The sequence below is a fragment of the Alkalihalobacillus sp. BA299 genome, assembly GCF_017745675.1.
GTDB lineage: Bacteria > Bacillota > Bacilli > Bacillales > Bacillaceae_F > Alkalihalobacterium.
Genome location: NZ_JAFLJM010000018.1, coordinates 93,851 through 107,017 on the forward strand (window position 1 = coordinate 93,851; position 13,167 = coordinate 107,017).

General features: G+C 35.7%; 11 protein-coding genes. 8 read left to right on the top strand and 3 right to left on the bottom strand.

The window, feature by feature from the left end; genetic code table 11:
* Nucleotides 1–207 precede the first annotated feature (207 nt).
* Nucleotides 208–882 (top strand): peptidylprolyl isomerase, encoded by a 675-nt coding sequence (locus J0N78_RS20340; RefSeq protein WP_209124957.1) that lies wholly within the window; start codon nucleotides 208–210, stop codon nucleotides 880–882.
* A gap of 263 nt (nucleotides 883–1,145) precedes the next feature.
* Here the strand turns inward: J0N78_RS20340 and J0N78_RS20345 are convergent, their stop codons facing one another.
* Nucleotides 1,146–1,439, bottom strand: a complete 294-nt coding sequence (locus J0N78_RS20345; protein ID WP_209124958.1) for an SAV0927 family protein — start codon at nucleotides 1,437–1,439, stop codon at nucleotides 1,146–1,148.
* 366 nt (nucleotides 1,440–1,805) lie between these two features.
* Nucleotides 1,806–2,240, bottom strand: a complete 435-nt coding sequence (locus J0N78_RS20350; RefSeq protein ID WP_209124959.1) for a CBS domain-containing protein — start codon at nucleotides 2,238–2,240, stop codon at nucleotides 1,806–1,808.
* 242 nt (nucleotides 2,241–2,482) lie between these two features.
* Between J0N78_RS20350 and J0N78_RS20355 the strand changes: the two genes are divergently transcribed.
* From J0N78_RS20355 to J0N78_RS20385, 7 genes are all read left to right on the top strand, one after another.
* Nucleotides 2,483–3,940, top strand: a complete 1,458-nt coding sequence (locus tag J0N78_RS20355; RefSeq protein ID WP_209124960.1) for a UDP-N-acetylmuramoyl-L-alanyl-D-glutamate--2,6-diaminopimelate ligase — start codon at nucleotides 2,483–2,485, stop codon at nucleotides 3,938–3,940.
* Between the two features lie 149 nt (nucleotides 3,941–4,089).
* On the top strand, nucleotides 4,090–5,898 hold the full coding sequence (locus tag J0N78_RS20360; RefSeq protein WP_209124961.1) for a WG repeat-containing protein: 1,809 nt from the start codon (nucleotides 4,090–4,092) through the stop codon (nucleotides 5,896–5,898).
* Nucleotides 5,899–6,048: 150 nt separating this feature from the next.
* A complete protein-coding gene (locus J0N78_RS20365) occupies nucleotides 6,049–7,425 on the top strand; it encodes a Glu/Leu/Phe/Val family dehydrogenase (RefSeq protein ID WP_209124962.1) in 1,377 nt (458 codons plus the stop codon).
* An 84-nt stretch (nucleotides 7,426–7,509) separates the two neighbouring features.
* Nucleotides 7,510–8,598: a hypothetical protein gene (locus J0N78_RS20370; RefSeq protein ID WP_209124963.1), complete on the top strand. Its 1,089-nt coding sequence runs from the start codon at nucleotides 7,510–7,512 to the stop codon at nucleotides 8,596–8,598.
* A 339-nt stretch (nucleotides 8,599–8,937) separates the two neighbouring features.
* The gene (locus J0N78_RS20375) at nucleotides 8,938–10,701 is read left to right on the top strand and encodes an ABC transporter ATP-binding protein (RefSeq protein WP_209124964.1); all 1,764 of its coding nucleotides are present in this window, start codon (nucleotides 8,938–8,940) and stop codon (nucleotides 10,699–10,701) included.
* The gene (locus J0N78_RS20380; RefSeq protein ID WP_209124965.1) at nucleotides 10,698–12,515 is read left to right on the top strand and encodes an ABC transporter ATP-binding protein; all 1,818 of its coding nucleotides are present in this window, start codon (nucleotides 10,698–10,700) and stop codon (nucleotides 12,513–12,515) included. The genes J0N78_RS20375 and J0N78_RS20380 overlap by 4 nt, the downstream gene beginning before the upstream one ends.
* Before the next feature lie 162 nt (nucleotides 12,516–12,677).
* Nucleotides 12,678–12,980, top strand: a complete 303-nt coding sequence (locus J0N78_RS20385) for an EthD family reductase (protein ID WP_209124966.1) — start codon at nucleotides 12,678–12,680, stop codon at nucleotides 12,978–12,980.
* Between the two features lie 91 nt (nucleotides 12,981–13,071).
* Here J0N78_RS20385 and J0N78_RS20390 read toward each other — a convergent pair.
* Nucleotides 13,072–13,167 (bottom strand): IS3 family transposase (locus tag J0N78_RS20390; RefSeq protein WP_209124974.1); only part of this gene is annotated, 96 nt, incomplete at its 5' end.

Sequence of the window (13,167 nt, forward strand, 5' to 3'; positions counted from 1 at the left end):
GATTGTCTTATATACTTTGCCAAGACTTTTATCCTATTAGATCGAATACGGGTATATCCAATTCAGTAGATTTCACTCTAAAATACTATTCCATACCATTTTTCATCAATCGTGCTATAATGGAGCGTAGGTTTTAAGTCATATACCATAACCTATTCCAACCAAGATTATATTTAACTTAATTACGAGAGAGAGGCAGATATATTCATGAAGAACAGTATTTTTATAGCAAAAAAAGTCCTTCCATTTCTTATTGCACTTACACTTGGCATTGCAGCAGGTTGTGGGACAAGTACAAATGAACCTTCACCAGAAGGAGAAGGGGCGGGAAACTCAGAAATAATTGAACAAGCAAGCTCTCAAGATAATCCGATTGTGACGATTACGATGGAAAATAATGATCAAATTATCATCGAACTTTTTCCAACGATTGCACCTAATACTGTAAAGAACTTTGTTTCTTTAATCAAAGAAGGGTTTTATAATGGGGTCATATTTCACCGCGTAATTCCGGGATTTATGGTCCAAGGCGGAGATCCTGAAGGTACAGGAATAGGCGGACCAGGATATTCGATTGCAGGGGAGTTTAATGCAAATGATTTTGACAATCCGCTAAAACATGAGCGCGGAATTATTTCAATGGCTAGAACAAATGATCCTAATTCTGCAGGATCTCAATTTTTCATTATGGTTGAAGAGGCTCCTCATTTGGATGGTCAATATGCAGCATTCGGTAAAGTGATAGAAGGTATGGAAACCGTTGATCAAATTGTTCAAGTAGATAGAAATGCTCAAGATAAACCAAACGAAGATCAAAAAATGATAACAGTCTCAGTAGAAACTCATGGTGTTAAATACGGATCACCTGAAATTATAGAGTAGTATGTAAGAGGGTGACTTCTAAAAATAACACAACTTCTATACAGCAATTAATAGATCATGAACCAAAACTTTTAAAGTGATAGAAGTCGAATCATTTAGAGTCATCCTCAAATCATTTTAAGAAACTACTTTATGTTTTCCTGTTCCTTTACAAAATGGGCAGGAAATTTTTTTCTTAAAAAATAACACCCACCTTTTTTTAATATATCCAGCACCGTGACAACGCTTACATATAATGTAGATTGCCAATATCTCCTCCTCATTTACTCATATTGATCGTAATTTTTTGCTAGCGGAATTTTGGTTTGCAGTAAGGCTGAGACCTCCTGTGCTGTAGCATCATCTTGAATACGAAACACTTTTTTCAGAAGCGACACATCACTCACATCCTGGAAATCAAGCAAAGAGGAATTACCACTTTGAAGGCAAGTCACTAACGTCTTTCCAAAGAAGTGATCTGAAAATACGAGTGTAAAATCATACATCCTGCTTTCGGATGCGTACCCAATGTGTTGAACCATAGACAAGTCGTCCATACCGTAAATAGATTCAAACAAGCTCATCACTCCTTTATTTAATTGTGTTCAAACGCTTTTAACAGGTGTAAATCAAGAAAATGAAGGGGAAAACATCAAGAGGGCAATATAATCCTAATTTACTCAAAAACTAACTAAACGCTTTAAAGAACAAAGGGGCATTATGATTTCCCTGCTTATATCCTCTAAAACAGCTCCTAAAAAATAGATCATATTTATCTATATTCTTAATCTCCTTCAATCATTCGCAATCTGAACAATTTTATTGTTCCAAAAATAAAATTTCTCATACCTATTTTTCCTTCATACCCTTTAATTCCCATAAAATGATAAAAAAAAAAGAGATCGTCCTTAAAAAGCAACAACCTCTTTAATAATAATTGAGTTTTACTTCTCGTTCGGAAGAGAAGGGGTGGAAATACTTGAAAGAGCTTCCCCAGCTTCATTCTGAAATATATTTTCTACTGCAAGATCTCCAATTGCGACCATGCCAACCAATTGACCATTTTCAACGACCGGAAGCCTTCTAATTTGTTGCTGGGCCATTAACTCAGCTGCTTCATGAACATCCATCATTGAATTGGCAGTTACAACATGGTCTGTCATACATTGTGATACAGGAGTATGACTATCAATTCCTGATGCAGTCGTACGAAGTGTAATGTCTCGGTCAGTAATAATACCCTTAACTTGACCATTTTCAACAACTGGAATTGAACCAACATTAAGCTCCTTCATTAAAGCCGCCGCTTCTTGCACGGATTGTTGCGGTGATACTGAAGCAACATTTGTTGTCATTATGTTCTGAAGTGTTTGTGTCATATTCATTCCTCCCCTTTCACATTTAGTATTACCGAGTAAAACAATGCTATGTATGAAAGCTTTATAGGAAATTCATTATCCGACTTAATTCCTTTAGCTGAAATCAAGTTTCTTTTAATTCATCTGATTTATGATGTTCATTAAGGATAGTAATTTAAGATATGGGGATACTATATCAATGTTAAAAAAGGACTGGGTTGTTCATACAAATAATTAAATTATTATAAGGAGTCAAACGATACATGAAGTTGTGTTCATTATTACAATCGATTGAAGTTCATGAAATACAGAATCATATACCAAATATCAAGGTTAGTGGTTTGCACTTTCATTCTAAAAAAATTAAAGAAGGGGATATATTTGTAGCTATCTCTGGATATGAAACCGATGGACATCAATATATTGAAGATGCGATTAAAGCTGGTGCTGTCGCCATAATTGGTGAAAAAAACTTGAATGACATAGCGATACCATACATTCGTGTTAAAAATAGCCGAATTGCCCTTTCCAAATTAGCCCAATGTTTTTTTGGAACAAAAGCAAAAAAACATACTTTTATCGGTATTACTGGAACAAATGGAAAAACCACAACCTCTTATATGCTTCGTCATATTTTAGAAAAAGCAGGTATACGTTGTTCTTTGATCGGTACCGTTGCAAATATCATCAATGGAGAGCACTACCCACCATCAAATACAACACCAGACCCTGTAACACTACATGAACTAATACAAAAAAGTAAGGATTCTGTTATTATTCTTGAAGTTTCTTCTCATGGAATCAACCAAGGGCGAGTTGACGGGCTTTTATTTGACTATGCCCTGTTCACTAATTTATCTCATGATCACCTTGATTATCATGGAAACATTTATAATTACTTTGAAGTTAAAGCTCAGCTCTTTAATCAATTAAAACATGAAGGGGAAGCTATTATTAGCAACTATTGTGATTGGAGCAGGCGGCTAATTGATCGTTTAACAACTGAAAGAAAAAATGTATTTTCTGTCGGACACCATGAATTTGATCATGTGAATTTAGCAAATGTGAATGTGGAATTCTCAACAGACTTTCAGCTTAAGGTAGAAGAACAACAATATAAAGTTACCTTACCTTTAAGTGGATTACATAATGCCCAAAATGCATCTCTTTCATTTATGACGGCTCGTCGGCTTGGTATATCAGCTAACCATGCGATTCATGCTCTTAATACCTTTCCAGGTGTTCCAGGAAGGTTTGAAACCTATACTCACCATAATGGAGCAACGTGTGTAATCGACTATGCTCACACGCCAGATGCATTAAAACATAGTTTACAAACATTAAAGAAACAAGGGGCAAAACATATCATACACATATTTGGATTTAGGGGAAATGGAGATCCATCTAAGCGAGAAGAAATGGTAAGAATTTCATCAAATTACAGTGATCATTTCATATTAACACTAGATGACCTTAACGGAACAGATCCCAAACAAATGATAATAGAGCTGGAACATTTGCAGAAAATGTATGGAAAAGAAAAGGGTGCTGTTGTACAAGATCGTACCATTGCTATTCAAGCTACACTTAAACAAGCTAAAGAAGGGGACTGGATTTTAATTACCGGAAAAGGTCCAGAATCTTACAAGCAGCCTTTTCATTATCCAACCATCTCCGATAAAGACACGATTCTTTTTAATACCGAAGCCTATGGAGCATAATGTCCCATAGGTTTTTTTCTGTATACGTACATCTTGTACTATTAAAAAATTTTTATCACACCATAAGAGCTCGGTAAGAAATTAGGTATGAACCTATTTTTTTCGATCCCCATATACTATTTAAACTACAATTTAGGGAGTAATGCTTCATGCGAGAAGATCGGAATTCTATTGATCTCGTCCGTCACTTTTTGCCAAAGTCAACTACAACAAAAGTGCCACAGCTTGAGCCCACGAAACGTAAAAAAAGATGTCACCTATACCCTGCCTCGATCAATACAGTTAAAGGAATGAAGTGGGGTTTTATCAACCAACTAGGAAATCTTGTCATCTCTACACAATATGACAGTGCTGATGACTTTCAAAATAATGGACTTGCAATCGTAGCTATTGACAACAAAGTAGGATTAATACAATGTTCGGGGCAATATCTTATTCGACCGAAATATGAATCCATTCTCCCTTATACGGAAGGGCGCGCTATAGTCATAGACAACAAAAGTTTTAAAGTAATAGATGAACATGGAAAAGTACTCACACCAAAAGCTTATCGTTTTATCGCTCCTTATGAAAACTGTCGTGCTGTTTTTGCTGATATCTCTCTTGAAGGCCAATATTTATATGGTTATTTAGATCGGAACGGGCATGAGATCATCCCACTTCAATACGAATACGCTACTGATTTTAAAGACGGAAAAGCACTTGTTCAATTACAAGATAGTAATTATGCTTTGATTGATCAAGTAGGAGATGTCCTTCAATCTTATTCTTTTCAATCGATGACTGGCTTTAGTGAGGGACTTAGTGCTTTTAAAAAAACATATAATGAGCCGTTTGGCTATGTGGATGAACAAGGGAATATTGTCATTCAACCTCGTTTTTCCACTGCTCAACCTTTTCAGGATGGGAAAGCAGTCGTCAATTTATCGGATAACATGTACAATCAATACGGTTTAATTAATAAACAAGGAAAGATCGTGATTCCTGCTGAATATAACGATATTATAGAGATTAGAGAAGGTTTAGTCGCATTAGGGAAAGCAATTAAGGTAGACCAACCCTACATTGGCTCTATTTATGCTATCGCAAGAACGGATGGTCGACAACTCACCAATTTTATCTATAATTCGGTTTCCACTTTTAAAAATGGACTAAGCTCAGTAACAAAAGGGCAATCAACGTTTTTTATTAATAAAACAGGAACACCTGCTAAAAATTATCCGATCGTTCAAGGTACTGGCATACTGAGTTTAGAAAACGATCTCATTAAAGCATATGTTGATCTCCGAGTTATGTATTATGATCGAACAGGAAAAATAGTGTGGAAACCGAATACAATTATCCCACTAAATAATAGTTATCAATTACGAGAGGTTAAGTTTAATCCGAATAAAGATTATCTCGTCTATTATCCGCAAATCGAAGGAATGAAAAACAAAGGCAAACAAAAGCATGTTAATCAAATTTTAAAAAGTAAATCGAACGTTAAGGAAGTTCCAAGTATTGTTCAATTAGATTATAGTTACACTGGTGACTTTTCGATCGAGTTTTATAAAAATAACTTACTCGTTTTAAAGTTATCTGCCTATGACTATCCGTTTGGTGCTGCTCATGGGATGCCAAGTCAAAAATACGTTCATCTTAATTTAGAAACGGGGGAAATATATGAACTAAAAGATTTATTTAAGGCTAATGTAAATTATGTAAAAGTATTAAGTGAAATGATTGGAAAGCAAATTGGAAAAGACCAAAATGAGTTTTCTTACTTTTTCCCAGAAGCGTATAAAGGAATAAAAGCTGACCAACCTTTTTACATTACAGAAGATGCTCTTTCCATCTATTTTTTACCGTACGAGATAGCCGCTTTTGCTGCAGGATTTCCGACATTTAAAATCCCTTATAAATACATCAGTGACATAATTAATGTTGACAGTTCATTTTGGGTGTCATTTCATTAATAAACTGTTTTAAGTTGAACTTAATTATTTGAAGCATTAGCTATAACCTGAACCTTTTTCACTCTTAAAACGAAAAATCTTGGATAATTCAAGTTGGAATTAAAATAATAATGATACATGCTTTTACGTTATAAAGGAGGTCGAACATATATGGGCAGTCAAACTGGAAAAATCGTTCAAAGCTCATTACAAGCATTACTTAAAGACATAAAATTTTTACCGAACTTGCAAGGGGAGGTGAGAGAGCAGGCTTTTACATCTCTTGCAGCAATCCTATCGACACCAAACCACGTACACAAATCATTTTTACGAATCCCGCTTGAGAATGGAAAAGTCGTTCGAATTCCGGCTTATCGTATTCAACATAACAATACACTAGGTCCATATAAAGGTGGGATCCGATTTCATGAACTAGTAAACGAGCACGAAGTAACAAATTTAGCAGCATTAATGACATTGAAAAACGCCTTACATGAAGTACCATTTGGTGGAGGAAAAGGGGGTGTAATCATTAACCCAAGGGATTTTACGGAAAAAGAACTACTGCTTATTTGTAAAAAATATGTTCAGTATTTTAGTGATATATTAGGGCCCGATAAAGATATACCTGCACCCGACGTAGGAACCGGTGACCGTGAAATGGACTGGATGACAGCAGAATACAAAACCATTCGCCCCGGTCAACCATACCGTGGTAGTTTTACTGGGAAAAGCGTCGTAAATGGTGGGTCGCTAGGACGTAGAGAAGCGACAGGAAAAGGCGTTTATTTCACGTTTCGCTATTTACTTGCGGATTTTATAAAAGAACAGAAGTCGTGGTTAGCTACTCATGGGAATCAATATGCACAAACCGCTTTAACTTATGCTGACCGTCCTCTTAATATAGCTGTCCAAGGTTTTGGAAATGTTGGATCCGTAGCAGCACTTGAAGCGTATCGTTGTACACATTTACATAGTAATATTGTTGCAGTTAGTGATCGGAATGTGACTTTATATAATTCAGAAGGATTAAATATTCCTGCCCTAATCGATGCGACTATAAAAAATAATAATGACCTTCCGAAAACTCAAGAACAATTAGCTCAGTTTGATATTAAAGCGAATATTTTAGAAAGAGAGGACGTCCTTTATCTAGATATCGATGTACTCATTTTAGCTGCACTTGAAGAGCAAATTCGCAAAGACAATGTCAAAAAAGTAAAAGCCAAAATAATTGTGGAAGGGGCAAATGCACCTGTTACAGGGGATGCTGACCGTGAACTAAACGAACAAGGAGTGATTATCATTCCTGATATTTTAGCTAATGCTGGAGGAGTTATTGTTTCTTATTTTGAATGGCTCCAAGGACGAGAAACTCAATTTTACAGCGAGGAAGCAGTATTCAAGCTTCTTTACGATAAAATGACTGGAACTATGAATACTATTCTTCCGCAATACTTTGGAGATCCATTCTCATTAAGAGAGAACTGTTATATTCATGCTGTTATGAAATTATCTACAATTCTTTATCGACAAGGAAAATTATAAACGTGTTCAAAAATAGAATAATACGATACCTACTAAAAGACAAAACATGAAATAATAAAAATAATTATAGGAAATGATCAACGTATGAAAAAATTACTGTTCTTTTTTCTATTCACCGTTAGTTTACTACTATTTGTTAATCCAGAACCTATTGAAGCGAAAGATGACCAAAATCAAGTCTCTTTTATCGTAAAAGCATCCAGTCAATCGCTATATCAGTCAATTACAACTGTACAGTCAGATCCACTATTTCACGAAATTCTTAAAGCAAAATCAACACCTGTAACTGATATTCCTTACTCTACAAAATATATATTATTTGTTGAAAATGGATTAGTACGTATTTTAATGGTTGATGACCATGGACACCTTTTTGATATTCAACAAAAAAGAAAGATAAATGTTAACAGAGAAACTTTACAATTGATTGCAGACCATTTTAAAACCTTACAATCAGATCATTTTGGTGTATTACTTTCATGGGAAGAAGCATCAAAGCATATACCAAAATACACGTCTTTTAAAATTACTGATCTTGAGACAGGATTGAGCTTTAATGCTCAAAGAAGAGCAGGAAGTAAGCATGCGGATGTTCAACCATTAACTCATCAGGATACAAAAATAATGAAAATGATTTATGGGGGAAAATGGAGTTGGAACAGAAGAGCCATTTTAGTCCATGTTAATAATCAAGTTCTTGCTGCTTCGATGCATGGTATGCCTCACGGAAGAGGTGCATTATCCAATGGGTTCCCAGGTCATTTTTGTATTCACTTTCAAGGAAGTACAACGCACAGGACGCAAAATACCGACTTATCTCATCAAGTAATGGCATACAAAGCAGCAGGGCTGCTAGACTCTTTTGTGAAACAATTATCAGCTGAAGAAGTCATTGATCTATTTTTTATCGCGATCAATCAAAAAGACAAGGACATGTTAAGTATCATTTATCAAGGAAATACAAATGAAGTTCCAATCGATAACATCGTAGCTATAAGAAAAATGGAGAAAAAGCATCAACCCGTAAAAGAAAAGCCATTCATTTATCAAATTCCAGTGACTTATAAATACAAAACAAAAAATGGTCCTGTAATTGAAGAAACATTTTTATTTACTGTCATGCGTAAATCACCTACCGACGAATGGAACCTAGTCCATGTCCCATTTAATTAATTTATACTTCAATAAATTAAGCCTTCACAAAATGAAATAATCTCAACCTAAATAGCATAAAATGAAAAGCCTATAGAACAAAATGTTCTATAGGCTTTTCATGGGGTGTCAAACTCCATATTGAAATAGTGAGCATGTGTGAAATAGAAGAAGTAATCCCTTTATTTTTATGCTAATATAACGAAATTTCTAAAAATACTGTAAGTAATTCATTAGATATTTACTTCGAAACCCGATATATTAGTACTATTACCATTTTTTATATTTAGATTTCCATCGTTCATACAAATGCAGCTTATTAATGGAAACGAAGGTATAAACGCTAAAAGGGGGCAGTCCATGAATACATTTCAAAGATTAAAAGAGTTTTATTGGCCATATAAGAAGCACTTTATTGGCTCGATGTTATTTTTAATTGTCATAACGGCAATTACCGTGATATACCCAATTATTTTAAAAGTAACGATCGATGATGTGATTTTAAGTGGTAACTCTACTTATGTACCATTTATCGCATTTGGATTTATTTTACTGATGGTCTTAAAAGGAATAGCCACATATTATCACCAATTTTTAGGAGACTTATTTGGCGTTCGTGCCGTGTATGAATTACGAAATGCCCTATACAAAAAGCTCCAATACTTACCGTTTCGCTACTATGATAATGCAAAAACAGGAGATCTCATGTCAAGGCTAACTGCTGATGTTGAGGGTTTCCGTTTCTTTTTATCATTTGGTTTTGCTCAACTTTTAAACTTAGTATTAATCGTCAGTTTTAGTTTTGGCATCATGCTTTATTTTAGTGTTCCACTAGCATTAGTAACTCTTGCATCGATGCCGTTTTTAATTTTGACTGTATACCGTTTTGATAAAAAAGTACACCCGGCTTTTAAGCAAATACGAGAATCATTTGGACGTTTAACAACCAAAGTACAAGAAAATATTAGTGGAATGAACACGGTAAAATCTCTTTCTAGAGAAGACTTTGAGATTGATAACTTCGTAGACAAAAATAGCGACTACAAAGATAAGTTCATCGATACATCCAATGTTTGGGCAAAGTATTTCCCCATTATGGAGTTAATTGGACAGCTATGCGTTGTTTTTCTCTTGGGGTACGGAGGTTGGTTAGTTATTCAAGACTCTCTTCAACCAGGAGAGTTAGTCGCATTTTTCTCATTAGTATGGTATATCATCGGTCCATTAATGAACCTTGGATTTATCATCAATACATTCTCACAATCAAAAGCATCTGGCGAACGTCTACTAGAAGTCTTAAACGAAAACGAAGACATTCGCGACTTAGAACAAATCATTGAAACCCCAATTAAAGGTCACGTTCAGTTTAGTAATGTCAGTCACCAATACAACAGTGAAGAGGAGCATGCCCTTAAAAACATCTCATTTGATGCACCACCTGGGAAAATAATTGGGTTAATTGGTGCAACTGGTGCCGGAAAAACAAGCTTAACTCAACTAATTTCACGGTTTTACGAGCCCAATGAAGGGCAAATATTAATCGATGGCCGAGATATTAAAGAGTACTCACTAAAATGTTTACGTCATCATATCGGTGTTGTCCTACAGGAATCGTTCCTATTTTCATCTTCCATTCGCGATAATATTGCTTACGGAAATCTAGAAGCATCACTTGATCAAATTACAGAAGCAGCGAAACGTGCTGAAGCGCATGACTTTATTACGGAGCTCCCAGATGGTTACGATACCGTTTTAGGTGAAAGGGGTATGGGATTATCTGGTGGACAAAAACAACGCATCGCAATTGCACGTTCGATTTTAATTAATCCTAGTATTCTTATTTTAGATGACGCGACAAGTGCGGTCGACATGAAAACAGAAGGAAAAATTCAAGCTGCGTTTCGAGAAGTCATGGCGGAAAGAACGACATTTATTATCGCACACAGGATTTCATCACTTAAACATGCCGATGAGATTCTCGTGTTAGATCGTGGTGAAATCATCGAAAGAGGGACTCATGAACAGTTAATTTCAAATGAGATAGGCAAATACCGTAAAATTTATGATATTCAATATCAAGACCAGCATGCCTTTCAAAAAAATCATATGGAGGTGAGTTCATGAACAAGAATTCAAACCGATCAAACAAATATCGATTTCATTATTCGCTTGATTCAGCAATTGAGAAGCCCTTCAATTGGCCACAAATGATTCGTTTATTTAGTTATATGAAGCCATACTCTACAAAGCTTTTACCGTTAGCCATTATAGCTATGATTATTTCCACGGCCGTTCGACTGACGACTCCCGTTTTAATCGGGGTCTATGCGTTAAACAACGTCATCTATCAACGAGATATGAATGCACTCATTCACGTGGTGGCGCTTATTGCCGGACTTTACATGCTATCTTGGCTAGCAAACACCTTAAGAATTCGTTGGATGAATATGCTCGGTCAAAATGTCATTTATGATCTGAGGCAAAACTTGTTTAAACATATCCAACGCCTGTCACATCGCTTTTTCGATCAACGTTCTGCGGGGTCAATTCTTGTTCGAATTACAAATGATGTGAACTCACTTCAAGATTTATTTACAAACGGGGTTATTAACTTATTAATGGACGTTCTTTTACTCATCGGGATCTTTGTCATTTTATTTGTATATAGTCCTGAACTGACACTAGCTATTATGGTAATTTTACCGATCATGTTTATGATCTCTACAAGCCTTAGAAGAAAAATCCGTCGTTCATGGCAGGATGTCCGTCTTAAACAATCGCAAATTAACTCTCATCTGAATGAGAGCATTCAAGGGATTCGTGTCACTCAGTCCTACACACAAGAACGTGAAAACATGGCGTTTTTTAATGATATGAACGAGGATAACTATCATGCTTGGCGCAATGCCACTCAACAAAATGCGATGTTTCGCCCGTTCGTAGAAATGTCAAACGCCATCGGTACCGCTATTCTCATTTGGTACGGTGTTGTATTAATTCAATCCGGCAGTATCGATATTGGAACATTTGTCATGTTTGCCTTTTTCTTAGGAATGTTCTGGGAACCCATTTCCCGTCTCGGCCAAGTGTACAATCAATTACTCATGGGAATGGCATCATCAGAACGTATATTTGAATTTTTGGACGAAAAGCCCTCAGTACCTGAAAATAGTGGAGCCTACGAGCTTGACCAAATGACCGGACATATAACATTTGAAAATGTTGAATTCGCTTATGATACAAAGCGAAAAGCGCTAGATCACATTAACCTTGAGATGAAAGCAGGCGAAACCGTAGCTTTAGTCGGTCATACGGGATCGGGAAAAACAACAATCGTCAATCTCATTACTCGGTTTTATGATCCAACAAGTGGTTCGGTCAAAATTGATGGACATGATTTACGAGATTTAAAACTGGATAGCATTCGTCAACAAGTAAGTATTGTTCTGCAAGATACGTTCATTTTCTCAGGAACAATTATGGAAAACATTCGGTTCGGTCGTCCTGATGCAACAGATGAAGAAGTTAAACATGCTGCTACAATGGTTGGAGCTAATTCATTTATTGAACAATTGAAAAATGGCTATGACACTGAAGTAGAGGAACGAGGAAACATTCTCTCAGTTGGAGAACGACAACTATTATCGTTTGCCAGAGCATTACTAGCCAATCCGCAAATTTTAATCCTTGATGAAGCTACTGCCAGTATTGATACAGAAACCGAACAAAAAATCCAAACAGCATTACAAACACTTTTAAAAGGTAGAACAGCGATTATTATCGCACATCGATTATCAACCATTCGTGAATCCGATAACATCATTGTCTTAGATCATGGCCAAATCGTCGAACAAGGCAATCACGATGCCCTTATGAACCACAAAGGTCATTACTACAACCTTGTTCGTGCTCAGTTTCAAGCAATAGAAGCCAGTTAACCTCTAAAAAGCGGGAGACTACAATAATCATTGTCTATCGCTTTTATTTTAGATCTTTTTTATATGAAATGAAGTACTATTGTCGTGATCTCTAATTTTTTGGTCTGTTACGTTTAAATTGGAATATATTAATTGTGGTGATACAGAAGGAGGTTTGACAACATGGCAAAGCTAATAATTATGTACGAACAACCAAGGGACCAAGATGGATTCGAAGCGTATTACTTTCATGTCCATCTACCGTTAGCAAAAAAAATTCCAAACATTAAACAAGAAACAACACAACGTGTCATTCAAACACAAAATACAGACCTCAATCTTTATTTATTTGTTGAACTCCAATTTGAAACCTTAGAAAGTTTGCAACAATCACTAGCAACTCCGGAAGCACAAGCAACAGTAGCAGATCTTGATAATTTGATGAAGTATTTACATCACCGTCCGATCATTTCAATTGTTGAATAAAACATTCTTTGAGTTTCAATTAAAATTAAGTTGTGATAGAAAGAGCCCACTTCTAAATCGTGAGGTGACCCCTAAAAGTTAGAGTATTATATTAAGCGGCTAATTGGCTGGTATGGTCTCGATATTGAACCGGACTCATACCTGCCAATTTTTGCTTTATACGCTTGTTATTATAATAATTGATATA